We start from the raw sequence: 26,206 nt of genomic DNA, 5'->3' as shown, positions 1-26,206 counted from the left end.
GTATTACAAAAAAACACCAAATGATTTAGATTTAAAATGTATTGTTTTTATATGATAATAAAGCGGATTTTAAATAATATGCTTCTCGTTTTTCTAACGATTATGCTTTTTTCAGCTTGTGGTTCCGACAGTGATATTAATGAAGAAAGCAAACCTGATGATATAGAAGAGCCTGAAGCAGAAATACCTGAAGTCGAGGAGGAACCTATAACTTGGAAAAACTGGTACCTTTCTGTACCTATAGATAGAGGCAATGGAAATGCTACATCTATAGGATATTTAGATATTGTAAATGATAAATTAACAACTGCAGAGTCAGAGTACTTCTATAAGAACGATGATGGCTCTTATACATTTTGGACTAAATTTACGGGCTTTACAACGTCTGGTTTGTCCCAATTAGGTGATAAATATTGCCGTACAGAACTTAGAGAATATTGGAAAGGAAACCAAAGCACTAAAGATAATTGGTCAATGGCTACAGGAGTTCACGTGCTTGAATCTACTATACATGTAGATTATGTTGAAGGGAATGGCCGTACAATTGTTGCACAAATACACGGTATAGAATCTGAAGGTATTACAGGAAGTCCAGCAACTGTAAAAATTAGATGGAATAGTGGAATGATACAAATCGATCATTATACAAAACCTGAAAATGATGATCCCTGGACAAGTAAGTACGATGAAAAAGTTGATTTTGGAAGAGTAGATAACGAAATTTTCACGTTTAAGATTAAAATTGAAAACGGTAAGTTATATTGTGCACTTGTTTGTGAAGCTAAAGATTTAGATATTGAATACACCGAAATCTATGACTATGTAGGAAATGGTTATATGCATGAAAATTACTTTAAAACAGGTAATTATTTTGGTTGGCATGATGACTATGAGAAATCTGCTAAAGTCGTACTTCATACAGTCGTAACGGAGCATAAATAGCTTCAAGAATCAACTTATTAATCTAAATTACAGTTATATAGTTAATAATTGTGATTATTAGTTACTATTAAAAAGGGCCACCACATTTAAATTTTAGGAATATTAATTCAAAAATTAATATTATTATTCTTACAAAACATTGTGATTTCTTTAAGAAAATATTAGTTTCACCGGATATTAAAAAACCAATCATGATGAAATCAATTAAAAATGTAAGTGTATTATTAGTCTTTTTATTCGCTATTAGTACGATTAATGCTCAAAAATTAAGCGCATTCGGAAGCTCAATTGAAAAGAAAGTAGGACCAGTAACAAAAAGAGTTCCTTATTTAGATGTTGTTAGTTATTTAGGATTTGCTGCTCCTGGAACAGAAGATGAAGTAAAAGATGGAAAGAAATTTTACTACATCTATTTATGGATTCCTGCTGTAGCTCCTGAATTAGGACTAAGAATGATATCTCCAGTTGGAAAAACAAAAGTTAAAGATGCAATTATTGGTACTGGATATGAAGCGAACAAAGATTCTAAAGAATTCTTCGATCCGTATATCACTTTAGAAAGATCTAATGTGTTTACAAAAGATGGTATCGCAGGTTCTGCTAGTGCAACTTGGACTACTCTTGCTAAAAATGATGATAGTAGTGAAATGCCTAAGCAACCTAGCGGAAGTCAATACAACTCACTTTTACGTTACGAAAGTAATGTAGGAGATCCTTTAAAAGCATTAACTGCTGGATTATACAGAATTGGATTTACAACTTACAAAACAGGAGAAGTAAATGGTACGTTCTTAGCTGAAGTAGGTTCTCCAATAAAATTACCTGGTGTTGTAATGTCTAACACAATTGATGGTTTATTAGAGTTAATGAAATAATTTACTCCAATACATAAAAAAAAATCCAAGTTTAATACACTTGGATTTTTTTGTTTCCAAGTGTTTCTTAAATTATAAAAAGCTAGAAATTGAATGCATTTTAACTACTCCTTTTAGCCTCATTTAATACAGAATTAAATCTTCTTATATTTAGAAAAACAATAAGTTTATGTGATCATAATTCGAATAATCACCACAATTAAACGCCACAATTTTTTATTTAAGTAACTTTATTAAATATTACGAATCAGCTTTTAAAAATTTAAGTGATAAAAGAGGAAAACGAAAATAAATACTGGACTATTTGCCCGGAATGTCAAGGCAGTGGTAAAAAAAGAAGGAGGCTTCGTAAGAAAGTAAAAATCGCCTACCAGAAATCATTGGATACTTTTGAAAGAACTAAAGCTCAAGGATTGTCTCCAATTCGTCCTAAAGGCACTTTATATTCATGTTTAAACTGTAAAGGATCTGGCTTGATTCCTTCCAAATTCCATCCTATAGCAGATAACGAACAGTACCCACATGTTGCTATTATTGGAGGTGGTATAGGTGGAGTTGCTTTGGCTGTGGGGTGTTTACATCGCGGAATTCCTTTTACTCTTTATGAACGTGATCGTGGTTTTAAAGCGCGATCTCAGGGCTATGGTCTCACGTTACAACAAGCGAGTAAAGCGATTGAGGGATTTGGAATTTTATCGTTAGATGAAGGCGTAATTTCTACACGACATGTGGTACATACTACAGATGGAAAAGTGATTGGAGAATGGGGGATGAGAAAGTGGTTACAGACCGAAACAAAAAGTTCCAATAAGCGTACAAATGTACATATTGCACGGCAGTCTTTACGCTTGGCTTTGTTGGAGCAACTTGGCGATCATGATGTCGTACAATGGGATCACCAATTGGTCAATTTTAAAGAGTCCGAAGGTGAAGGTGTACTTCTAAATTTTAAATTAAACGGAGAACTAAAGAGCGCTAAAGCAGATCTTGTTGTGGGTGCCGATGGTATTCGTAGTGCTGTACGGAAGCTGCTAATAGGTGAAGACGTTACACCTTTACGTTACTTAGGTTGCATTGTAATATTAGGAATTTGTCCGTTGGAAAATCTACAAGATGTTGACAGTGATTTACTAGATTCGGCTACAGTGTTTCAAACAGCTAATGGAAATGAGCGTATCTATATGATGCCTTATGCGTCAGACTCAGTAATGTGGCAACTTAGCTTCCCGATGCCAGAAAATGAGGCGATTGCTCTAAGTGATCAAGGGGTTAAAGCACTTAAGATAGAGGCTTGTCGTAGAACCCAGTGGCATGATCCTATTCCTCAAATTTTGGCAGCAACATCAGAAGTTCAGATTTCTGGATATCCCGTGTATGATCGAGAACTATTGAAGTCAGATGTATTGAAAAAAGGAAATCAAGTAACACTTATCGGAGATGCGGCTCACCCGATGAGTCCCTTTAAAGGACAAGGAGCAAATCAAGCGTTGTTAGATGCTTTGGCACTTGCACGTGGAATCTCGAAAGGGTGCAGACCATTATCGCAATGGAGAGAAGCAGGAATTAGGGAAAGTGTATTATCAATGTTTGAAGCAGAAATGTTAGAACGTAGCGCTTCAAAAGTAAAAGATTCTGCAGCAGCTGCACAGTTCTTACATTCGGAAATAGTGCTTCATGAAGGTGATGAGCCCAGAGGAAAGTGTTTAAAGAAAAAATAGATTTAGCTATGGCATTATCGAATATAGTTTGCAATTTTACTAAATCGGATTTCTATGATTAAAATTCCTTCATTTAAATTCATTGTAAAACAGAGCTAAAACAGCATGTTATTAAACGAATACTTATCCGATTATTGAAACTTGAAAAAGAATTATTAATCACCTAGACTAGTCAAGTAAGAAAATGTATAAGAGCACAATATTAGTAATCAGATTAAAAAATTGGCTATATCAGATTAGTATTAAAAAATAAATTAAAGCAGATTTTATAAAGCGTATATGTAGATGTACCGCTAATAATCCACCTTATTTTTTTAACGGATTTATTTTTGATAGCGATGCCTTTTATAAATTAGAATTAATTCACGAATGTTTATAAAACATTTCAACGTAATAGAAACAATCATGGGAAAAAAAGTAGCAGACCAAATCGTAGAAATGTTGGTCAGTAATAATGTAAAAAGAATATATGCCGTTACGGGCGATAGTCTGAACGAATTGAATGATGCTGTAAGACGTAGCGGAAAAATTAAATGGATTCACGTTCGTCACGAAGAAGTAGGTGCATATGCAGCTGCCGCTGAAGCAGAATTGGATGGCTTAGCATGTTGTGCTGGAAGTAGCGGTCCTGGTCATGTGCATTTAATAAATGGTTTATATGATGCCAATCGTTCTGGAGTTCCAATTATCGCTATTGCATCTACAATTAATACGCCTGAATTTGGTGTCGATTATTTTCAAGCTACAAATACCTATAAATTATTCGATGATTGTAGTGTGTATAATGAACTGGCTAGTACTCCAAAACAAGTACCACGGATGTTGCAAGCGGCCATTCAAAATGCTGTTCATAAAAAAGGAGTTGCCGTATTTGGTTTGCCTGGAGATGTATCTGCTATGCCTGCCGAAGAAAGTGCAACATCAATGTATAATTACCAAAGCGAAACCATTATACGCCCGTCGGATAATGAGATGCAAAAATTTGCAGATCTGCTGAACAAACATCCAAAAGTTTCTATTTTCTGTGGAATTGGAGCGCGGGAAGCTCATGACGATATTATAAAATTGGCTAGATTATTAAAGGCACCCATCGGTTATTCTTTCCGCGGAAAAATGGGAATGCAACACAATAATCCTTATGAAGTTGGTATGACGGGCTTACTCGGAGTTCCATCTGCTTTTCATGCCATGCACGAATCGGATGTTGTAATATTATTAGGCACAGATTTTCCTTACGAACATTTTATGCCGGTAAAAAATAAAATTATTCAAGTCGACATAAAACCAGAACGATTAGGCCGACGAGCAAAATTAGAAATGGGATTAACAGGTAAAATAACAGATACCATTGCTGCATTATTACCATTAATTAAAGAAAAAGAAGATGAGAGTTTCTTAAATGCTCAATTAGAGATTTACGAAAAAGTAAAAGAAAACCTTAATGTTTATGTGAAAGATTCTGGTTTTGAAAATCACATTAGCCCAGAGTTTGTAGCATCTACAATTAATGAGATGGCTAATGACGATACTGTTTTTACAGTAGATACTGGTATGTGTTGTGTTTGGGGAGCGAGATACATTCATGGTACTGGTAAACGAATTATGTTAGGATCCTTCAATCATGGATCTATGGCCAATGCTATGCCTATGGCTATTGGGGCACAATTAGCTTATCCAGAACGACAAGTTGTAGCATTTTGTGGAGACGGAGGACTCTCTATGCTATTGGGAGATTTGGCAACTATTAAACAATACAATCTTCCTATTAAATTGGTAGTTTTTAACAACCGTTCTTTGGGTATGGTACAATTGGAAATGCAAGTTGAAGGCTTACCAAATAACGAAACCGATATGGTGAACCCGGATTTTGCGATGGTTGCAACAGCAATGGGTTTTAAAGGAATTTCGGTTACAGAAGCTGCAGATGTGAAACCTGCATTAAAAGAGGCCTTTGCTCACGATGGTCCAGTTTTAGTAAGCGTATTTACAAACCCAGAAGCGTTAGCTATGCCACCAAAAATGGAATTCGATCAAATGAAAGGCTATGCTTTATCTATAAGTAAAATGATTTTAGGAGGAAGAATGGATGAAGTTTTAGATATGGTTAAAACAAATTATAAACACTTGAAAGAGGTCTTATAATGGTTTTTTTCTGAAGAATAAATAAAAAAAACATACATAATATAGAAATTAAAGTAAAAGAAATATGGGTGTGTTTCACTCCGTGAATTAGAAAAAATGCAAGCACAGATAGATAATTACTGTTTTAGAATTTGTCTAATACTCGGGAATTGTTCTATTACTAGCTCGTAACATAAAACCAATTATAATAATTTAAATTTTACAAATTTGATAGAAATAAAACAAGCTAGCGAACACGATGTTGAAGTTCTAGCTCTTCTAGGAAGAGTAACTTGGATAGAAACATTTGGTGCGTTATTTCATAATTGGGAAGATGTTCAGGATTATGCAAATGAAACATTTTCTATTAAAACTCTTAGGTCGTTTATAGAGAATCCTAAAGGTAAAATATGGGTAGCTTATTATAATGGCATTCCAATAGGATATTCTAAAATAGAGTTAGGTGCTGAATCAGATCAGGTTAAAGGGAATAATATATGTAAACTTGTAAATATTTATGTTTTACATGATTTTCATTCAAAGAAAATTGGAAGTTTACTTTTGTCAAAAGTTTTGGACGAGGTTGTTGGTTTGCAGTGCGATAAACTTTGGTTGTCTGTATTGCATACCAACACCAAAGCCATTAATTTATATAAGAAAAATAATTTTTATACTGCTGGAACTTTCGATTATATTATTGGAGCTAACAGTTTTATAATGAATACTATGGTGAGGGATTTTAATGTTGACGAATTAAATTCAATATAAACAGTCAGTAGCTTAAATAAAATAATTCTTAATCAGTTCTGTAAAATGTATTTAAAATTATAACTGAAATTAGATATTTAAATAACCAGTTAAGATTAACTCTTCAAGAACTTGATTTTTAATACCAGTAGATTTTTCTTTTTCAATAAGAATAGTGGTTGTTTTAGAAAGTAAGTCTATATATTCTTTTGATTCCGAATGTTTAGACATGCGAACAAGTGTGGGAAGCAATCCAGATAAATCTACGCCATGAATATCGGTATAAGGCCATGCTTTTCCATTAATCACTGGTGATAAATAATTAACAGCAAGCCCTAAACTCTTATCGTCTTTAGTATTATAATTCCACATATCCATACCAACTTGGTCACCAATAATAGCAATACTTGTCAATGCATTTAAATTGTAGCAACTATAAAAAAACGATCTTGTACGTGCTAATTCATGAATTTGTTTGCCTTCAAAATCTAACTGTGTCTCAAGACTTTGTTGAGCTAAGCTAACGGTTTCTTTCGTTAAAGTTTCGTTTCCTAAATACAATGCTAAAGTAGAAACTTGGAATTTATACCAAGAACCATGATTGTTTTTTTGATTGTTCTCAATGTGTCCCAATTCACTTTCTGTTAACCAAGTTAAATAATCAGTTAACCATTTGTTTATTTTTTCAGTATCATTTTTAGTCCAAAATGGCGAGTTAGAAAGTATAGCAATGGCTTCTGGAACTATTGTTGGTATAGATTTTCCATCTAAAACACCTGATGGCTTACCATTAGAAATTCCAGGAACACCTTGTGCAAATTCTAAATTTGGATGCATTAGCGTCTCTTCATCAAGAAACCACGTTTTTAACATACTAACTGCTTTTTCAGCATAACGCTCATCATCCGAAAAATAGTAGGCTAAGCTTAAGTTTTTCACACCTTTGGTCATAGCGCCTAAACGTTGTCTGTCCACTGCATCAGTTTGTGTTTCTGGATTCGTTTCTCCATCTTTTCGTATCCATGGTAATCCGTCAGGAGTTTCTGGATTAGGCCACCAATATCTACTTAGGCTTAAATAATCATGTTTATTTCCTGTAGGCGGTAAAATGGTTTTATTGATTACCGTAGGATTCTTAGTTATAAGCCATTTGTCTGCTTTTTTAAGCAATGCTTTATAGGCATTAATAGTACGTTCTGAAGCCGTGCCATCATAGATGTTTTGTTTAACTATTGCTAAACGTGTAGTATCTATTTGTATGGGTGAGAAAGCAAAGCTCTTTGTACTTAGTAACATAAATAAAGCTAAAACATATGTGAATTTTCTAACAGTGTCCATCATTATAATTACTTAAAATATTCCTAGTGAATTTTGTCTTATAGTTCGAAGATATTATTTTTTCATGAATTACCTTCACGTATTAGCCATTGGCTGCATCGCGTTTGTTCCTTAATAAAATTCTATTATTTTCATTTTTTGTCAGTTTCATGGCTAATTCTAAATGCGCAATCTGTTTTTGTGTGTTAATTCCTTTATATAACTCAGCTAGAAGAGAATGGTATAGGTAATTTTGGTTTAAGTCTATCTTTAAAGCTTCTGTCAATGCTATTTTTTTGTTTTCGGCCATTGCTAAAGCGTAGGTTCTGTTTAAGGCAGCAATGGGAGAATATTCAAGTTGTAAAAGCCGATTGTATAATTGAAGAATATTGTTCCATTTTGTTTTTACGTCAATTTCCTTTCTGCTATGCCAAAACGCAATGCTTGCTTCCAAATGATATTTTGATATGTGTTCACCTTTTGCCGATTGGTTAAGATAGATTTCACCTTTCTTTATCAGATTTTCGTCCCATATGGTTTTGTCTTGGTCATCATACATAATCTGTTGTCTTTTTTTGTCAAATCTGGCATCGAATCTTGAAGCATGAAAACAGAATAATGCCATTAACGCATTGGTTTTTGGAGTATTTGTTTGGTCGTTTTCTAATAGTATGTAAAGTAGGCGCATGGCTTCAATACATAATTCCTTACTTATTGTATCCGAATAAGTTGAAGAGTAATAGCCTTCGTTAAATAGCAGATAGACTATTGAAAGTACATTGTCCATTCTTTTCTCCAAATCTATATTTGAAGGAAAAGATAAATCAACACTGTTTTTTCTTAATGTTGATTTTGCCCTATAAAGCCTTTTATTGATTGTTTCTTTTGTACTTAAAAGTGCATTTGAAATTTCATCGATACCAAAGCCACAGAGAATTCTTAAGGCAAGAGCAATCTGAGATTCATTGCTGTTTATAGGGTTACAAACGGTAAATAACATTTGCAATTGACTGTCTTTTATGTTGTCTTCAGAAAGATCTAGTTCTTGTATGTTGGAAAGCGGTTCGGTTTTTTTAAGCGCTATCACAACTTTTTCATTATAGATTTTTGTACGCTTAAAATAATCTTTGGTTTTATTTTTGGCGACAGTATAAAGCCAGGCGGTAGGGTTTTCGGGTACGCCCTTTAAACCCCAAGTTTCTGAAGCTAATAGAAATGTATCGTTTGCAATATCTTCTGCAACTTCAATATTTACGATGCCAAAGAATTTACAGAGTACAGAAATAATTTTCCTGTACTCTGTTTTAAATAAATGAGGAATGAGTTCCTGTTCTTGCATAAAATTACACCCCAAATTGATTTAAGTGGTGATCCAAGTGTTTGTAAAACATATTATTCCATTCGGTAATACTTAATTTTCCGAATGAATGAGATACTTTATTGTCGAAATTACTTTTACCTAATTTTTGCGTTTTATTGATGTATTCAACCAATCTAGATTTCTCTGTTTCAAAATGTCTTGAATCTTTAATTTTAAATGCAGGAGCAGTTTGCCCATTGTGTTTAAAAGGGGTTTCACCTGTTACTATTTTTTTTATAAAAGCAATCATTATCACTTTCATTAAAAAATTTGGTTTCGGATGTTTGTCTTCATAGACCATTTCGTAAGTAACGTTGCAGTGTGCTAACATTTCTGAAACAGTCATCTTTCCCCAACGCGGTTGGACTTCTGGTTTCAAATTATTAATGCGTTGTATTATGTGTTCTGAAACGTCTGTATTAAATATATTGGGTAGAGCCATTTTTGTTTGTTATTTAATTACCATGACATCTCTAACTTCTACTTTGCCACCCATTAAAAGGGTTGGGCAACCTTCAGAAAGTTTTACGGCATCAGCAAGATGGTCTGCTTTTACAATAATATAACCTCCAATAATTTCTTTAATTTCTGCATAAGGTCCATCGCTTACCACACCATTTGAGTTTACTGTTTGCCCATCGAACCCTAATGCGTTGGTGCTAACAAATTTTCCTTGGGCTGCGATTCCACCAATCCAATCTTGCCACTGTTTAATCATGGCTTGCATTTGTTCTGGTGGTGGTTTTGGTTGGTCGCTTTGTTCGTTTCTGAAAATCATCATAAATTCTTTCATAATCTCTTAATTTTAAGGTTTATACCCTTATAACGATTGCATGTTTTAAAATAGGACATGATTAATACTTTTTTTAATTTTTTCTTACTGTATGAATTTGTTTTAAAGTCAGTTTAGTTTTAGAAACATTTACTATTTGCAAAGTATCTTTAGTTAAGCCACTCCAATTTTTGTATTCTATTTCGAGTATGGAGTCTGAAATGTTTTTCCAAGTTCCAGAAATAGTTTTATATGTAATAGGAGGTGTGCCGCAACTGCCAGAATTCTGTTTTAGAGATAACGTACCGTTATTTTTAAATTCAATTCCAGCTTTGTCTTCTGTAAAATCCAATTGACTTTCATAAAGCAGGTTTCCATTTTGATAACCTTCGTAAACCCATTTTTGAAATAACAAATCAGACGTTTTCAAGCTCGTAATTTGAAATGATGAAAAGATTACAATCAAAGAAAAAATGGCTATGTAGTTTATAATTTTCATGTTTACAACATTTTGCAACGATTATTATAGTGCAATATAGGTGTTGTTTAAGCAACTAATTTAGCAAATAAAAACCGAATAAAATGTCTATTTGTAACGTCTATAAACATAAAAATATGTTGGACAAACACTTTCTGTAAAGTGGTTTAGCTTTTTTAGAGTAAGAGTACGGTGCCGAAAGTGTTTAACAATTAATAGAAAATTTGTAAATCTTTAAATCAAATATTCGAATGAGTACTGTGGAGTGAAATTATATTTTAGGTATCTGTTTCTATTTTAAATTGTCAAATTCTACTTTGTCAATTTTATACCAATTATGTTTATCACCATCGTAGTTAAACGTTTCAATACATGTGAGACCTACTTTTTTTAATATACGATTTGAACCTATATGTTCACAATCTGCTATGGCATAAACGTGATTAGTTTTAAGTGTATTAAATGCATATTCTAAAGATGCAAAAGCAGTTTCGGTTGCAATACCTTGTCCCCAGTATTTTTTAATCAATCTATAGCCTAGATCGTAATAGTTTTGGTGATTATTAGTAAGTTCTGTTATATATTTCAATCCTGTCCAACCTATAAATGCATTAGTTTCTTTGTTAATAATAGCCCATCTGCCAATGCCATGATCGGAATATTGTTGCCTAATAAACTTTATAACATCAATAATTTGGTCCTTATTCGTTACAGGGTTATTTCCTAAAAATTTATGAACTTCAGGATCGGAGTCCAGTTCATACATACCGTCAATATCTGATGGAAGTATTTCTCTTAAAATAAACCGTTCTGTCTCTGCGAATATGTTCATGTATTTTGCTTTTAAGTATTCAATAATGTTCTTGATAAAAGGGATAATGATCTATAAGGGGATAATCTTGTCTTTATTTAACACGCGAACTCCTGGTTTATTTTGATAGGAGATGTTCTTCAAAGGATATAAAATCTAGTAAATTTTCATAAACAATTTTAGCTCCATTTTCAATGAGTTCAGTTTTATTTGCTAATCCGATACCGATAAATTCTAGCCCTAAATTATTTGCGGTTATCAAATCCCACAGTCCATCTCCAACAGAAATAATCCTATCGAATTTTTCAATGTTATAATACTCGGTTGCATTATCAATTGCTTTTCGAACAATTTTCTCTCTTTCGTAAATATCATCTGAAGCTACTAATTGTTTTCTGTCAAATGTAATTCCGATGGATTCTAATTTATATTCTGCTGCTCTTCTAAGAGATCCAGTAGCATAACAAATGCCAAAATTCGGATTATGCTTTAGTAATTCAATTAGCTTTTTAGCTCCGTTAATCTCATGTATGCTTTCGTACTTTATTTTCTGAGTCAAGCCATTTTCAAATTGAATGACTTTAGCTTCTGAAAATAGTTCCTTTTGATCGTTTTCGTAAATTACTTTTGCGATATACGAATCCGTATGATGCTTAAATGTTTTAAATTCAGAATTTATAGACAGTACACCAACATCAAATAATATTTCAGTAAATATTTTTTGATGTTGTTTAACGCTATCCGTTAAGGTTCCATCAATGTCAAAAACGATAAGAATTTTCTCTTCCAATTTTTTTTTCAAATTAAGATTAACTTTTTTGAGAGTGTAAATAATATCTCCTTAAAACAAACCCATTTATCTGTAAAAATACAAAATTAAGTTACGGATTAAAGTTGTTATTAAACTTGAGAAGTAGAGAAATGTCATGTACAATAATTTCAAGTCAATTTTAATAGCATTCAAGTCAATCCATAGTATTCTAAAAGCATAATTTTAATTATGGAATATAAAGAATATGATGTTTTTGTAATTGGTAGTGGCGTTGCTGGCCGCTCTGTCGCGAGAACCTGTGCGAAAGCAGGTTTAACCGTTGCTATAGCAGATAATCGTGAATTTGGTGGAACTTGTGCAAACAGAGGTTGCGATCCTAAAAAAATAGTTTTGGGACCAACAGAAGTTTTAGATCTTGCAGTTAATCTTAACGGAAAAGGTATTTCAACATTACCCCAATTAAATTGGAATGATAACCAGAAATTCAAAAAGAAATTTACAGACAAAGTGCCCGCGGGAACAGAAAATAATTTAGTAGAACTAGGTGTTTCTTTATATCATCAATCTCCTAAATTTCTGGATAAAAACACACTTTCTGTTGAAGGAAAAACCATTATCGCCAAAAAAATAGTTATTGCAACTGGATTAATCCCTAGAACATTAACCTTAGAAGGTGCTAATTTTATAAAAACGAGTGATGATTTTCTGAAACTAAAAACACTTCCAAAAAGCATTATATTAATTGGTGCTGGATACATAGGTATGGAATTCGCTCATATGGCCGCGAGGTATGGATCTCAAGTCACAGTTATAGAACAGGGTAGTAGTGCTTTAAATGCATTTGACTCTGATCTAAGTTCAGAATTGGTTACTATTTCTAAGAAACTAGGCATCAGATTTATTTTCGATTCTGAAATTTTAAAGATAGAAGATCTCAGTAAAAACTATCGCGTCCATTATAAAAATGAAGATGAAAGTCTATCTATAAAAGCGCGAATGGTTTTTAACACTGCTGGGAGAGTTCCCGCTATTAGTGAGCTTAATCTAGAAAATGGCCAAGTTGCTTACTCAAATAAAGGTGTTACTGTGAATGCTTATTTGCAAAATACTACAAATAAAGATGTATACGCTTGTGGCGATGTTTCAGATCATAGTATACCGCTTACCCCGTTATCTGGTATAGAAGCTAAAGTGGTTTCGGAAAATATTATTAATGGAAATCGAAAAGAGATCGAGATTCCTAATGTGCCTTCTGTGGTATTCACTTTGCCAAATTTAGCTTCTGTTGGATTGTCTGAATCAGATGCTAAAAAAAGATATAATAACATTATAGTTAAGCATGAATTTGTTCCCGATTGGTATAATGCCAAACGTAGTAATGAGAAAACATATGGATACAAAATTTTAATTAATGAACGTACCAATCAAATTGTTGGTGCTCATATTTTAGGTCCTTATGCAGCAGAAACTATAAACTTATTTACGATGGCAATAAATCTTAAATTGACTGCCGAAGCTGTTAAAAATATGATATTCACATACCCGTCTTGGGCTAACGATATTAAATCGATGTTGTAAATTAGTCTGATTTAAAATGCATAACTGGTAAAATGAATATAATTTTAGTTTACTAAAAACAAACGCATCGGGATATTTAAGAACTATTCCATTAATATGTTTTAAAACTTGAAGTTCCTAAAGACATCTCGCCTTTATGTATTTCAGGTTTAAATTGTCTAAGTTTGTGATACGATAACAATTCAAAACCTATAAATAATGAAAAGAATCATTTTACTTTTAGCAATTAGCTTAACTATTTTATCTTGTAAAAACGAATCTAAGACCTCAGAAATTGTGGTTGAAGACGTTAAACCAGAGATAGCTTATGCATCTTTTGGAAAAGAAATAAATGATTCAGATGTTTTAACTTCTGAAGATATAATGGAGCAGTATAAAAACTTAAAAGTTGGTGATACTGTTAATTCTAAAATGACTGGAAAAATTATTGAAGTGTGTTCTAAAAAAGGATGTTGGATGACTTTAAACGTAGATGGAGAAAATGAAGTAATGGTTAAATTTAAAGATTACGGTTTTTTTATGCCTTTAAACGCTGAAGGAGATGTTATAATTAACGGAAAAGCGTTTGTGACTGAAACGTCTGTTGATGAACTTAGACACTACGCAGAAGATGCCGGTAAATCTGAGGACCAAATTGCAGCAATTACAGATCCTAAATTTGAATACCGTTTTGAAGCTGATGGTGTTTTACTTAATTAATAAACTTCTTAATTCTTATTTCTTTCATTTTTAGAACTATCTGTCTGTAAAAATGAAAGAAATAAAATCGATCTAAACCGATTTTTTAAAGATTCAAAGATCATTATTTTACTTATCCTTCTTGGTTAAATGAAACACGATACCCTTGTTCTAGTTTTTTTATAGTCAAACCTAAACTTTTAGATGTTTCTGTGATAAACCATACTTTTTTGTACGCATTATTTTTTAGTTTTAAATATTGATACAAAGATGAATAAGAAATAAAACCATCTGCTATTTCAAATCTACTAGTGTACAGAATTACAAGTTTAAAATGAAATTACTTCACATGATTAGAGTTTAATTCTATCGATTTTTATTTATAAAATCACTTTAAATAAAGAGAATATTTAGAAAGGTGAAATCATTGGCTTTTCATTTAAAAAAGCTATATGTTTGCTTTTATGAGAACACAAACTTTGGCTATTGTAGGTTGCGGGAAACTTGCAAGTATTGTCGTAGAAGCCTTAAATAAGGGGCTATTACCCGATTATAAAATTATTGGTACGTATTCAAGAACTTTTGAAAACGCTCAGCGTTTAGCAAACCAAATTCAAAATTTAAAAAAAGATGATAGTTGTAAACCATGTCATTCGTTAGAAGAATTACTTGGCTTAAAACCAGATTACATTGTAGAAACAGCCTCACCAGATTCTTTAAGAGAATTAGCACTTCCAGCCTTAAAAAACGGATCATCTATAGTTACACTTTCTATAGGTGCACTTGCTGATGCTGATTTTTATGAATTAGTTAAAAAAACAGCTTCAGAAAATGGTACAAGGGTACATCTTGCATCTGGGGCTATTGGAGGGTTTGATGTGTTAAGAACAGTATCTCTAATGGAAGAGAGCACAGTAACTTTTAAGACTACAAAAGGTCCGAGACCTCTAAGAAATACATCCGTTTATAATGAGGATTTAGAAACCGAAGAACGTAAAGTTTTTGAAGGAAATGCTATTGAAGCCATCGCACTTTTTCCTAGACAGGTAAACGTTTCTGTCGCGGCTGCATTGGCATCTACAGGTCCTGAAAATGTAAAGGTTTCAATTAACTCAATCCCCGATTATGTTGGAGATGATCATCGTATCGAGATAAAAAGCAAGCAAATTCATGCCGTTATTGACGTTTATAGTAAAACGGCACAAATTGCTGGCTGGAGTGTTGTTAACACCTTAAGAAATATTACTTCGCCTATTGCATTTTAGTGTAAGCGGTTAAATTATCTAAGACTTTTTCACTTAATCTGCGAAATGCCTGACGGGTTCTACCTGTAGATATTTGTAAGCAATTAACATTAGGATTATTTAGTAGTGCTTCATCACCTAAAGCGCTAAGTGTATCACAATACACAAGATTATCGCCTGCTTTTAGCCACTTTTTAAAAGGTTCGGCATCCCAAGCAGGGGATAATCCTGTATTGAATAGTATCTTGCGATTACCTAATTTATTAAATTCTGCTTCGTGCAACAAAATTGTATTTTTGTTTAAACAAGTAATTATTACTTCATTTTGGGCAAGTAATTGGTCTAATGGTAAAAATTCATAACCTTTTTCTTGAGCCTCTTGTTTTTCACTACGGGCAAAATAACTAATATCTGCACCAAAAAAATGTAAGGCATCTGCAACCATGCCACCAGATTTTCCTAAACCTATAATACCGGCTTTTAATCCTGTAATTTCTCTAGGAATGCCATCCCATGGAGATCTTGGATTTCCATCGGAAGTCGTTCCCATACCATGAAAACAACTTACCAATTCTCTAATTACATATTCTACCACACCTTCGTCTCCATAATCGCGTACCCCTTTTACAGTAATACCACGAGAATGAGCATAATTAATATCTACATTTGCACTTTCTGGAGAATACAACGAACAGCACATTCCAATATATTTTAGATTTGGACAGCGCTCCATAACCTCATGGCCTAAATGTGTTCTATGACTTAATAAAACGGCATCAGCATCACCAATACGCATTACAATTTCGTCTATGCTGGTAGGGATATCTGTGTGTAATATCAGATTCTCTGTAAAAGATTCTAATGCTTTATTAGCCGATGGAATTAATTGTAATGGATCTATTCCTACAAGTTTCTTGAACATAATTTGTCTGTAATTTTAAATTGTTTTTTTATAAAAATTATAATATAATGCTTGTATCGTGATTAGAGATAAGACTTGATTTTGCTGGATTTCTGTTCAATAGTTATATCCATTTCTCCAGGTTATCTTTAATTTTTGTCCTAAGATTTATCATAATACCATTTGTAAAATATGAGTTTTCTAATCTTGAAAATAAAATTGAAATTCTTTTTTGTAAAATTACGAAATCCAAAGATTCTTAGTAGGATATAATTATACGAAAAACGATATCGAAAGTACTCGCAAACCGTGTAGTATTATACAAAAGGTTTGAAGTCTTATATTTTAAAATATTTTCAATAAAGTGACTCTAAAATTGATGAGTTATTATAGCTGAATAATAATTTAAAACACAAGGAAATAAAATGTTAATAATCAACTGATTTAGCTATTTTTGAGTGATAAATCCACTAAAATTTACCTGAAAGGTGTTTAATGTCTTTACATATCGACATCAAAACAATTAAGGCTATGTAATCTTGATAATTAAACTAAGTATATTATGAAAGTAAAAAAAGTTTTCACGTTAATGTTTTTATGCTATTTTCTATGTATTCAATCTAGTTTCGCTTGTACAGGAATTGTCATTAGGACTGAAAATGGTTCTGTAATTGTCGCAAGAACATTAGAATTTGGCTTCGACCTTAAATCTGATATTTTAGTCATTCCAAAAGGAACATCTATTGATTTTTTAAGTTCTGTAACAGAAAAAGTGGGGTACAAAATGAAAGCTAAATATGGCTTTACGGGAATGAATGCTGCTGGAAAAAATATTGTAATAGATGGTATAAACGAAGCTGGATTATATATGGGAAGTTTCTATTTTAGTGGCTTTGCAGTTTATGAAAAACTAACACCAGATAATCAATCAAAAGCAGTTTCTAGTGAAGAAATGGGTAACTTTATTTTAGGAAGTTTCTCTACTGTAGACGAAGTTATTGCAGGATTAAAAGATGTTACTGTTGTTGGAAGTTATATTTCAGAAATTCAAGGAGAAGCTCCACTTCATTATGCGGTTACCGATAAATCAGGAAAATCGATAGTAATAGAGTATAGTAAAGATGGCTTAAAAATATTTGATAACACCGTAAATGTCGTGACTAACAACCCGTCTTACGATTGGCATCTTACCAATTTAAGAAATTATGTAAACCTTACACCAGATAACGTTAATGGTATTACCTTAAATGGTGAGAAATTCACACCACTTAGTGAAGGGTCAGGAATGTTAGGCTTACCTGGAGATTGTACATCTGTTTCGCGTTTTGTAAGAGCAACTGCTTTTGTTAATGCGGCAGAGCCTTGTAAAGATGAAGAAGAGGGCATTTTTAGAGCTTTCCATATTTTAAATAATTTCGACATTCCAATTGGTATAGTTAAACAGAAAGAAAAAACAGGGTCTTTATCTGAATATACCGTATGGACAGCTGCCGCAGATGTACAAAATGGCGCTTATTACTATAAAACGTATAATAATCCATCTATTAAAAAAGTTGATGTGAAAGACATTTTAAAAGAAGCTAACGGAAAAATTATGGTTATAAAATCTAATACTCCAAGAACATATGAAACTGTAACTGCTAATTAAATTTAGTGGAATTTTGATATTAAGTTATTTAAATTTTTATTTAAGTGACTATTCTATTTCTAAGATTTGAATTATTGTGTTTTGAAATTTTTCTGGTTCATCGTAATGCAACTATTGGCCAGAATTTTCAAACATGAATATAGCTTTCTGCGGTGCTATTAATTCGTTATAATAATTCTGTGTAATTTCTGTAGATGTTTGAATATCGTTTTTGCCAACCAAAAAATACACAGGACAATCTACTTTTTTTAAGGTATTAGGTAAATCAATTTCCATGACTTCGTTCCAAACTGGCGACCATGATTCCGACCATTTAAGAAACCCTTTTTTGAATTCATCACTGGTTACAAACGTTTTTCCTTCGTTATAAAAAAGCCATTTTCTGATGTAAAATAAGTCTTCGTCTGTTTTAAAAGGAATATTTACACTTTCCAATTCTTTAGTCGCAATAGGGTTTTCTGTAAATTTATTTTTTAAAATTTGAAGTAAATATTTTTCACTTGCTAACTGACTTATAACAGGATTTACAGCAAAATAAGCATGTAGTAATTCCGGATGTTTTTCAACGATATAGAAACCTAAAACATTTCCCCAAGAACTACCCAGAAGGTATATTTTTTCTTGATTTAATTCCTTTCTCACAAAATTCACAACTTGGTAAGCATCCTGCTCCATCTGTTCTACAGTGGGTTGAATAGGAGACGAATTTAGAGTTAATGTTTTTCCTGCATCTCTTTGATCCCATTAGACAATAGTAAATTTCTGTTTTAGAATATTAGTGTAATTGGAGGCAATATTTATCATAGAACTACCAGGACCACCAGATAAAAATAAAAGGATGGGCTTGTTAGAATCATCAGTTTTAATTTCAACAACTTGTTTTATTCCACCAATTATTGGTGTTAAAAGGGTGTCTATTTTTATCGAAGTATTTTCAGATTTAAGCTCCTTTTTAGTCTGTTCTTTACAGCCTTGAAAAGTGAAGCAGAATATAGTTAATAGAACGATTGTTAAGATTTCTTTTTTCATAGAATTAAAGCTGTGTTTTACTAATTCACAATACAGTTTATTGGACTATTGAGTAGTCTGTAATTTATTAAATTAGAGGTGTAAAGTGATTCTTTTTTATGATTTATTCTTCTTTAAAAAATCCTTTTTCGAATATGTGAGCAAACAAGTCTTCGATTGTTGCTCCAAGTTCTAGTATTGCATCATATTCAAATATAAGAGGTAATAAAATATATTTGGGATTATCATTTCTGAAATCGATAGCAATAGCTTCTGAAGCTCCATTTCCGCCGATAAGAAATATTTGGTTATCAAAAGTATCAATTCCGCTATCCATATTTAATTGTAAAAGGGATTCCGCTTTAGTGAGAACCAAATAATTTTCTCCTACAAAACCTTCACCACCATTAAAAATTATCAAGAATTCTAAGTAGTCTTGAGGCAGGTTTTTTGGAAATTTTAAGGACTCCAACTTATTTGTGGTAATTCCAGAATTATTGGAAAACGTTTTTAGATATTCTTTTTTAATCATTTCAATATTTTAAAATCGGCAATCTGTTGCTCAAATTTTTCACTGTCTTTAAAGGCACATAAATTTCCATCAGGATCTAAAAATTTAGCTATAATTCCCCAAGAATGTTCTTGATAATCAACTTCCAGTCCTTTTGAAATTAGTTTATCAGCAAGCATTTTAACATTTGGAACATTCATACGTATACACGTTTTAGTTCGTTCTATTTCTGTTTGATGTCCGTTATATTCTTCATCTAATTCGATCATTAAATAGGAGGTTCCGAATTCAAAACATGTTAAATTTTTAGTTTCAAATAATTTATTCAATTCCAGAATGTGTTCGTAAAAAGCAACACACTCTTTATATTTAATCGTGTATATTATTAGTCCGGTTCTGTCAAATTCCATGCGATTAGTTTTTAGTTTATTAAAGGTAGATTATATCGATTAGAATCGTTTTATCTTTTTTCCTTTGTTGTGTTGCCACTTTATATTCTTCAATTTTTTTTAATTTCTTCTATAAGCTGAGTTGCCATTTCACTACCATTTTTACTTGCTTTGTTTAGCCGTTTTTTAGCTTTATCGATATCTTTTTTAGTCCCAAATCCATTATAATACATCATTCCTAAAATAGTCTGAGAATCAGGATTTCCATTCTCTGCACATTGGCTATATAAATCAAAAGATTTCTCTAAATCTATTTCTGTATTTTCTCCATAAAAATACATGTTTGCCAAGTTAAATTTAGAATTATAATCACCTTGTTCAGAACATTGTGTAAATAATTGAAGCGCCTTTTTTTTATCCTGTTTTACACCATCTCCGGAATAGTAAGATGTAGCTACAGCGTATAAGCCATTTAAATATCCTTGATTGGAACTTTTTTCATAATAATAAAAAGCTTTTATGTCATCTTTTTTTGTTCCTACACCATAATGATACATCTGACCTAAATCGTATTGCGCTTTCGAATCTCCTTTTTCAGCTTTAATTGTGTTTTCTTTAAAGAGTTCGACTCTGTTTTCAACGATTAACTCAGTAATGGTTTGTGAATAAAGGGACAGATTAATTATAAGAATTAAGAAGAATGTGAATTTTACTTTCATTCGTTTTAAATTATGACTAATGTTTTGGTATTTTAAGAACAGCGAGAACTTTTCTGAATCATTTCTTAATAAATATAGGGAATCTTTTGGAATAGGTATTCTTAAGGCTGTTTATGGTAAAAGAGAAGGGATGATCTGTAGCATCGTTTAATAGGAATAGGAGTAAAGGCTGTTTTTTGAATTAGGAACGTCTTGTTTATATGTGTATCAAGGAAATAATGAACCTGCACCGGAAACATATCCAACAAGATTTGATTGTTATTACAGGTTTTAGTCTGTGGGTGTTGTGGTGAAAAATTCGAAAGCACGGACTTCTGCATACGAATAAGGCGAATTCTTTAAGGGAAATGCACAATGACCACCATATTTTGGGGTTTCTAAATACACGAATTTACTGTCTTTAGCACGAGAAACAGGATAACAACGATCGCCTAAAAACGGATCGTCCCAAGCATTTATAATAAGTACAGGTGTGGTAATATGTTTCAATATAAATTCCGGAGATACACGTTTGTAATAATCTTCTCTATCTGTAAAGCCATGTAATGGTGCCGTAAAATAATCGTCAATTTCATCAAACGAAGACAGAGATTTTATTTTGTCTATATTGGCTAAGTCAGGAAATTGCTTCGCTTTATGTTTTAACTTATTTGTGATTTCTTTTTTAAAAGTGTTTAAATATACCTTGTTGAAACCTAATTTTAAAGTATCCGAACACGTTTTAATATGTGTAGGAGCAGAGACTGCAACAGCCGAAATAATTCGAGAATCTAATTTTTCGGAACCTAAATAGTTTAAGACTTGTGCTCCACCCATAGAATAACCAATGAGGTAAACGGATTCCATACCTTGACTAAACACAAATTGAACGACAGCATCTAAATCGTCTATAGAACCATGATGATACATTTTGGGTAAGCGGTTCATGTGTCCGCCACACGTTCTATTATTCCAAGCGAATACAGAGAAGTCGCGTTCTGTAAAATAATGTGCACAGCTGTTATTATAAGTTCTACGAGAATCGCCTTCTAAACCGTGGCATAGAATAACGGCCTTTTTACTGTCTTTTAATATATAGTCGATGTTTAGAAAATCGCCATCACTTAATTCCAAGGTTTCAGTTTTGTAATCTGGTATTGAAACGTGTTTAAATTTAGCAGCATAAATAGTAGAAAAATGTGGGTTTCTATTTATTAACGATGGTGCTTGATATTTAGAATGTGCTATTAAAGGCATTTATAAAAGACGTTATTGTAGGTGCCAATTTATACATAACTGAGATATAAATAGGTGTTTTTTTAATTTGGTTATGATTTCTCAAAACACTTTAGAATTCTAAAAGTTGGTTTGACTATGGAAATGAATTTAATTTTAAAATAACTTGTTTAAAACAGTATTGCGATAGTTAAAAATCTCTTCTAGCTTTTTTTTTATAAGTATGCTATTGGCAATACTGCCCAAGAAACCAAAAGGGGGTTGGTAGGTAACTATATCCTTCATTAAAGTTCCGCCTTCTGTGGCTTGCAGGAAATGCTGATGATGCCAAATTTTATAAGGGCCAACGCGTTGTTCATCAACAAAATAATGTTTGTCCTTTACGTGCGTAATTTCGGTAACCCAAGTTGTTTTTATACCTAAAACGGGGGATACCTTATAGTTAATAATCATGCCTTCGTACATGGTGTCTGGTAAATCTTCTGTAACTATATCAAATCCCATATAATCTGGTGTTATGGTCTTAAGGTTTTTAGGATTAGAAATAAACGCCCATAAGATTTCTATAGGCTGATTGAAAAACTGTTCGCGCTTAAATTGATATACTCCCATTTATTTGAATAGTTTTAAGTTGTTGGTTGAATAACTAATCCTGTATAAGGATAAGAATTTTTCTTTAGCTATTTGGAATATTTTATCATTAAAAAAAAACATAATAATGTTAATCTTCTAACACTTCAATTTCTACTTGAGCAATACCTTGATCTATTAAATCTATTTTTTTTGCAGCAGCTTCAGATACATCTATTATTCTACTTTTTTTATGTGGTCCTCTATCGTTAATTATTACAATAACCGATTTATTGTTACTTAAATTGGTGACTTTTACTTTAGTATTAAAAGGTAAAGTGCGATGGGCTGCTGTTAGTTTGTTTTTTTTGTATGGTTCGCCGCTTGCTGTTTTTTTACCTTGTAATGAGTTGCTATAAAATGATGCATTTCCTGTAGATGTAGATTGTGCCATTGAAATTTGACTTCCTAATAAAAAACAAGCCATGCATAAAATTCTAATTATATATATCATCCGTAAGTATAAGGTGAATAGTCAGGTGTTTTAAAATTAGTCCTCTTTTTCAGCATCTAAAGCTGTAATGCTTCCATTGTAAGTTATGCTATTTCTATAACTACTGAAAACAACTACCGAAGCTGACTCTAGACTAAAAACACGGATTGTAACTGTGAAATTTTCAGAATTATTATTAATTGAATATGTAATGGTTGCTACACGTTTTTTATCGTTAAAATTTAATTTATAATCCTTTATACTACCATCAAATTTAATACCACCGCCTCCGCCGTAAGATGTCATTTGTACAACTCCAAAATAAGGTAAATCACCTTTAGCAGTGGTTTTGTCAAGAACTAAAAAATTAGGATTTCCAATTAAATTAATACGTCTACCACTTTGGGTAGTTGCCCAATTGCCCTCAAAAGTGAATTGTTCGGTTTCGATAAGCGTTTTCATTGCAGCATAATCTTGTTCTTGCTTTTCTTTCTTCTCTGCTTTTTTTTCTGATTTTGTTTGTGAGAATGTCAATTGCATTCCGAAAACCAAAACCACTATTAATATGATATATTTTTTCATGATGATATTTGTTTTAGTTGAACATAACAAATGGTATACCAAGGTAAAGAATCTGATTTAAGATTTTATAATTATTAGTCTTAAATTTTGATATCATCACGTGTAAATCTCTTATTTTAAAGTGATAAGATGATAGTTTTTTTATTAAAATTAATTTTTATTTCGCTTGCTTAAAAACGATTTTAACCATAATCCCGATTTTTTTATCACGCGTTTTTGTGTATTAAAATCGGTATAAATAATACCAAATCGTGGTTTTGTGCCTTCAGCCCATTCAAAATTATCGACTAATGTCCAAATAAAATAACCTTTAACGGGGATGTTGTTTTCAATAGCTTTAAGTGTGTATTTAAACGTTTTTTTAAAATAATTAATGCGATTTGTGTCATTTACCTTACCTTGTTTTAACTCATCTTCAAAACACACTCCAGACTCCGTAATATAAATGCTTTTTACACCTGAATATTGATTAAATTTCTCCAACATTTTATATAATCCTTTCGGATAAATTTCCAAGTTCATAGCGTTTATTTTAACATCTCTTTTTTCGGCAGGGACTTCGGAAGCAAATAGAACAGGAGGGAGCAAACTAAATTTAGCAACAATTTTAAAATAGTATTGCACACCAATAAAATCAAAATCGAAAGGCATTAAGGCTTCATCACCAGGTAAATAATGTTTTTCAATTCTATTTAATCCCGGAATTGCATCTTTAGGATAGCCTAAACCTAAAGCAGGTTCGATAAAAAAACGATTTAATAATGCATCAATCCTAACTGCTGCTTTTTTATTCAATACGCGTCTGTTAATAGGTTTTACAAACGAGCAGGAAAATGTAGTACCTATTAGTGCATCTGCTACGTTTTTCCGAACAATTCTTCCTCCTAAAGATTGACAAAGCGTTGCATGATGAGCAGCAGGTAAAAAATTCTTAAGTCCTTTTTTGCCTGGAGCATGCATGCCCATAAAATAGCCCAAACCTATAAAACTCATAGGTTCGTTTAAGATGATCCATGTTTTTACTTTTGTTCCGAATTCTTGAGTGCAAAATTCAACATAGGTTTCAAACCAATTTAAAATCTCACGATTGGTCCAACCGCCTTGATCTTGCAAGGCTTGTGGTAAATCCCAATGATATAAAGTAATCCAAGGTTCAATTCCTAATGCTAAAGCACTGTCTATAACCTCATGATAAAAGGCGACACCTTCGGGATTAACATCTCCAATACCTAAAGGGAATATTCGTGACCATGATAATGAGAAACGAAAACAATCTAAATTAAGAGCTTTTACTTTTTGAAGATCCTCTTTATAGTTGGTGTAAAAATCGGTAGCACGATTTCCATTTCCTTTTTTAAAACGACTATGATTTGTAAAGGTATCCCAAATTGATGGTCCTTTACCATGCGAATTATGTGCGCCTTCATTTTGATAAGAAGAAATGGTGACGCCCCATTTAAAATGCTTTGGAAAATGTTTTGATTTCACGTGATTTTATTTTCAAAAAGCGATGAGTGTTTATAAATAAACGCAGCTATTTTAATCTTTAAATGTAAACTTTTAAGTGCAACGACATAAAACCTAAACTTTAAGAATAGATTAAGTTTTACTTAAGACGACTTGGTTTTAATCTTCATAGATTTGATTTATATTTGGTATGCATTTTAATTGTATTTAATATTCTGAATTTCAGAAAACAAAACAATTTTATTACCAAAATAAAGTTATAAATTATGAGTAAAGTAAACTTAAATAATATAAAATTTTCAGTATTAGATTTGGTTCCTGTCTTGAAAGGCCACACACACCTAGAATCTATGCAGAATTCTTTGAATTTGGCGCAACATGTTGAACGTTTAGGTTATACACGGTTTTGGATTTCTGAACATCATAATATGGATACACTTGTAAGTTCTGCAACTGTTGTGTTGTTAGGCTATGTGGCTCAAGGAACCTCAACTATTAGAGTTGGTTCTGGAGGTATCATGTTACCAAATCACGCACCATTAGTTGTTGCCGAACAGTTTGGAACACTTGCAACTTTGTATCCAAATAGGATAGATTTAGGTTTAGGAAGAGCTCCTGGAACAGATCAACGTACTGCGATGGCATTGCGTCGCGAGCGCCAAGAAAGTGTTCAAGATTTCCCGAATAATATAAAGGAATTAGAACACTATTTTTCAAACGAAAACCCAGATGAAGCTGTTCGTGCTGTTCCGGGTGAAGGATTAGATGTACCTATATATTTATTAGGATCTAGTACTTTTAGTGCAGAGTTAGCTGCAAAAAAAGGGTTGCCATATGCATTTGCCAGTCATTTTGCACCTGCTCAATTATTTAATGCGCTTCATATTTATAATAATCAGTTTGAAGCATCTTCAGCTTTACAAAAGCCTTATAGTATGGCGTGTGTAAATGTAATTGCTGCAGAAACAGATGCAGAAGCTCAGGTTTTGTCTACTAGTTTATTACAATTAGCTATGGGAATTATTACTAATATTCGTCGTCCGTTACAACCACCAATAGAATCTATGGATGGTGTATGGAACGAGCAACAAGAAGCAATGATTAGAAATATGATGCATTATACTTTTATAGGATCTAAAGAGTCGATTGAAAATGAAATTTCAGAGTTTATATCAAAAACTCAAGTACAAGAACTTATAGTTGTGTCTCATATTTATGATCATGATGCGCGAAAACGATCTTATGAAATTTTGAGTGAAATTTTCACATCTTAAAATTTCTAATTTTAAG

The 26,206-nt window shown here is 32.3% G+C and carries 28 protein-coding genes; 10 read left to right on the top strand and 18 right to left on the bottom strand.

Going from position 1 to position 26,206, the window contains the following annotated elements; genetic code table 11:
• Window positions 1–51 precede the first annotated feature (51 nt).
• The 5 genes from R6X41_RS12495 (at window position 52) to R6X41_RS12475 (ending at window position 6,424) form a co-directional block, all read left to right on the top strand.
• Complete coding sequence (locus R6X41_RS12495; RefSeq protein ID WP_318500675.1) at window positions 52–942, top strand: polysaccharide lyase family 7 protein; 891 nt, start codon at window positions 52–54, stop codon at window positions 940–942.
• 191 nt (window positions 943–1,133) lie between these two features.
• Window positions 1,134–1,817 (top strand): LipL32 family surface lipoprotein, encoded by a 684-nt coding sequence (locus tag R6X41_RS12490; RefSeq protein WP_318500674.1) that lies wholly within the window; start codon window positions 1,134–1,136, stop codon window positions 1,815–1,817.
• Between the two features lie 266 nt (window positions 1,818–2,083).
• The gene (locus R6X41_RS12485; protein ID WP_318500673.1) at window positions 2,084–3,535 is read left to right on the top strand and encodes an FAD-dependent oxidoreductase; all 1,452 of its coding nucleotides are present in this window, start codon (window positions 2,084–2,086) and stop codon (window positions 3,533–3,535) included.
• A 405-nt stretch (window positions 3,536–3,940) separates the two neighbouring features.
• Window positions 3,941–5,677, top strand: coding sequence for a thiamine pyrophosphate-dependent enzyme (locus R6X41_RS12480; RefSeq protein ID WP_318500672.1), 1,737 nt, complete (start codon window positions 3,941–3,943; stop codon window positions 5,675–5,677).
• Between the two features lie 207 nt (window positions 5,678–5,884).
• Window positions 5,885–6,424, top strand: coding sequence for a GNAT family N-acetyltransferase (locus R6X41_RS12475; protein WP_318500671.1), 540 nt, complete (start codon window positions 5,885–5,887; stop codon window positions 6,422–6,424).
• 69 nt (window positions 6,425–6,493) lie between these two features.
• Here the strand turns inward: R6X41_RS12475 and R6X41_RS12470 are convergent, their stop codons facing one another.
• From R6X41_RS12470 to R6X41_RS12440, 7 genes are all read right to left on the bottom strand, one after another.
• On the bottom strand, window positions 6,494–7,744 hold the full coding sequence (locus tag R6X41_RS12470) for an alginate lyase family protein (protein WP_318500670.1): 1,251 nt from the start codon (window positions 7,742–7,744) through the stop codon (window positions 6,494–6,496).
• Between the two features lie 79 nt (window positions 7,745–7,823).
• Window positions 7,824–9,059, bottom strand: coding sequence for an RNA polymerase sigma factor (locus tag R6X41_RS12465; protein WP_318500669.1), 1,236 nt, complete (start codon window positions 9,057–9,059; stop codon window positions 7,824–7,826).
• A gap of 4 nt (window positions 9,060–9,063) precedes the next feature.
• Window positions 9,064–9,522: a DUF1569 domain-containing protein gene (locus R6X41_RS12460; RefSeq protein ID WP_318500668.1), complete on the bottom strand. Its 459-nt coding sequence runs from the start codon at window positions 9,520–9,522 to the stop codon at window positions 9,064–9,066.
• Window positions 9,523–9,531: 9 nt separating this feature from the next.
• A complete protein-coding gene (locus tag R6X41_RS12455; RefSeq protein WP_318500667.1) occupies window positions 9,532–9,873 on the bottom strand; it encodes a YciI family protein in 342 nt (113 codons plus the stop codon).
• A gap of 73 nt (window positions 9,874–9,946) precedes the next feature.
• Window positions 9,947–10,351, bottom strand: a complete 405-nt coding sequence (locus R6X41_RS12450) for a hypothetical protein (protein WP_318500666.1) — start codon at window positions 10,349–10,351, stop codon at window positions 9,947–9,949.
• Window positions 10,352–10,622: 271 nt separating this feature from the next.
• Window positions 10,623–11,162 carry a GNAT family N-acetyltransferase gene (locus R6X41_RS12445; RefSeq protein ID WP_318500665.1) on the bottom strand — a complete coding sequence of 180 codons (540 nt, stop codon included), beginning with the start codon at window positions 11,160–11,162 and terminating at the stop codon, window positions 10,623–10,625.
• A gap of 97 nt (window positions 11,163–11,259) precedes the next feature.
• Complete coding sequence (locus R6X41_RS12440) at window positions 11,260–11,931, bottom strand: HAD family hydrolase (protein ID WP_318500664.1); 672 nt, start codon at window positions 11,929–11,931, stop codon at window positions 11,260–11,262.
• A 210-nt stretch (window positions 11,932–12,141) separates the two neighbouring features.
• On the opposite strand from R6X41_RS12440, the gene R6X41_RS12435 reads away from it, so the two are divergent.
• The 3 genes from R6X41_RS12435 to R6X41_RS12425 all read left to right on the top strand — a co-directional run bounded on the left by R6X41_RS12435 (window position 12,142) and on the right by R6X41_RS12425 (window position 15,434).
• Window positions 12,142–13,491 (top strand): dihydrolipoyl dehydrogenase family protein, encoded by a 1,350-nt coding sequence (locus R6X41_RS12435; RefSeq protein WP_318500663.1) that lies wholly within the window; start codon window positions 12,142–12,144, stop codon window positions 13,489–13,491.
• Between the two features lie 198 nt (window positions 13,492–13,689).
• Window positions 13,690–14,190, top strand: a complete 501-nt coding sequence (locus R6X41_RS12430) for a DUF4920 domain-containing protein (protein WP_318500662.1) — start codon at window positions 13,690–13,692, stop codon at window positions 14,188–14,190.
• A 443-nt stretch (window positions 14,191–14,633) separates the two neighbouring features.
• Window positions 14,634–15,434: an aspartate dehydrogenase domain-containing protein gene (locus R6X41_RS12425; RefSeq protein ID WP_318500661.1), complete on the top strand. Its 801-nt coding sequence runs from the start codon at window positions 14,634–14,636 to the stop codon at window positions 15,432–15,434.
• Here R6X41_RS12425 and R6X41_RS12420 read toward each other — a convergent pair.
• Window positions 15,421–16,335 (bottom strand): NAD(P)-dependent oxidoreductase, encoded by a 915-nt coding sequence (locus tag R6X41_RS12420; protein WP_318500660.1) that lies wholly within the window; start codon window positions 16,333–16,335, stop codon window positions 15,421–15,423. The genes R6X41_RS12425 and R6X41_RS12420 overlap by 14 nt on opposite strands.
• Before the next feature lie 541 nt (window positions 16,336–16,876).
• On the opposite strand from R6X41_RS12420, the gene R6X41_RS12415 reads away from it, so the two are divergent.
• The gene (locus tag R6X41_RS12415) at window positions 16,877–17,962 is read left to right on the top strand and encodes a choloylglycine hydrolase family protein (protein ID WP_318500659.1); all 1,086 of its coding nucleotides are present in this window, start codon (window positions 16,877–16,879) and stop codon (window positions 17,960–17,962) included.
• A gap of 111 nt (window positions 17,963–18,073) precedes the next feature.
• Here R6X41_RS12415 and R6X41_RS12410 read toward each other — a convergent pair whose 3' ends face one another.
• From R6X41_RS12410 to R6X41_RS12365, 10 genes are all read right to left on the bottom strand, one after another.
• On the bottom strand, window positions 18,074–18,637 hold the full coding sequence (locus R6X41_RS12410) for an alpha/beta fold hydrolase (protein ID WP_318500658.1): 564 nt from the start codon (window positions 18,635–18,637) through the stop codon (window positions 18,074–18,076).
• A 69-nt stretch (window positions 18,638–18,706) separates the two neighbouring features.
• The gene (locus tag R6X41_RS12405; RefSeq protein ID WP_318500657.1) at window positions 18,707–18,991 is read right to left on the bottom strand and encodes a hypothetical protein; all 285 of its coding nucleotides are present in this window, start codon (window positions 18,989–18,991) and stop codon (window positions 18,707–18,709) included.
• A 103-nt stretch (window positions 18,992–19,094) separates the two neighbouring features.
• Window positions 19,095–19,502: an SMI1/KNR4 family protein gene (locus R6X41_RS12400; protein ID WP_318500656.1), complete on the bottom strand. Its 408-nt coding sequence runs from the start codon at window positions 19,500–19,502 to the stop codon at window positions 19,095–19,097.
• On the bottom strand, window positions 19,499–19,891 hold the full coding sequence (locus R6X41_RS12395) for a VOC family protein (protein WP_318500655.1): 393 nt from the start codon (window positions 19,889–19,891) through the stop codon (window positions 19,499–19,501). The genes R6X41_RS12400 and R6X41_RS12395 overlap by 4 nt, the downstream gene beginning before the upstream one ends.
• Before the next feature lie 89 nt (window positions 19,892–19,980).
• Window positions 19,981–20,589, bottom strand: coding sequence for a tetratricopeptide repeat protein (locus R6X41_RS12390; protein ID WP_318500654.1), 609 nt, complete (start codon window positions 20,587–20,589; stop codon window positions 19,981–19,983).
• A gap of 270 nt (window positions 20,590–20,859) precedes the next feature.
• Window positions 20,860–21,825: a YheT family hydrolase gene (locus R6X41_RS12385; RefSeq protein WP_318500653.1), complete on the bottom strand. Its 966-nt coding sequence runs from the start codon at window positions 21,823–21,825 to the stop codon at window positions 20,860–20,862.
• Between the two features lie 135 nt (window positions 21,826–21,960).
• On the bottom strand, window positions 21,961–22,416 hold the full coding sequence (locus R6X41_RS12380) for an SRPBCC family protein (protein ID WP_318500652.1): 456 nt from the start codon (window positions 22,414–22,416) through the stop codon (window positions 21,961–21,963).
• Window positions 22,417–22,525: 109 nt separating this feature from the next.
• Window positions 22,526–22,861, bottom strand: a complete 336-nt coding sequence (locus R6X41_RS12375) for a septal ring lytic transglycosylase RlpA family protein (RefSeq protein WP_318500651.1) — start codon at window positions 22,859–22,861, stop codon at window positions 22,526–22,528.
• 63 nt (window positions 22,862–22,924) lie between these two features.
• Window positions 22,925–23,449, bottom strand: coding sequence for a DUF4251 domain-containing protein (locus R6X41_RS12370; protein ID WP_318500650.1), 525 nt, complete (start codon window positions 23,447–23,449; stop codon window positions 22,925–22,927).
• Between the two features lie 150 nt (window positions 23,450–23,599).
• On the bottom strand, window positions 23,600–24,937 hold the full coding sequence (locus R6X41_RS12365; RefSeq protein ID WP_318500649.1) for a glycoside hydrolase family 1 protein: 1,338 nt from the start codon (window positions 24,935–24,937) through the stop codon (window positions 23,600–23,602).
• Window positions 24,938–25,182: 245 nt separating this feature from the next.
• Here R6X41_RS12365 and R6X41_RS12360 point away from each other — a divergent pair, with 245 nt between their 5' ends.
• On the top strand, window positions 25,183–26,190 hold the full coding sequence (locus tag R6X41_RS12360) for an LLM class flavin-dependent oxidoreductase (protein ID WP_318500648.1): 1,008 nt from the start codon (window positions 25,183–25,185) through the stop codon (window positions 26,188–26,190).
• Window positions 26,191–26,206 lie beyond the last annotated feature (16 nt).

Origin of the sequence: Formosa sejongensis, from assembly GCF_033447105.1 — a bacterium.
In the GTDB taxonomy this organism is placed as follows: Bacteria; Bacteroidota; Bacteroidia; order Flavobacteriales; family Flavobacteriaceae; genus Formosa.
This window is presented reverse-complemented; position numbering and strand designations above follow the sequence as displayed.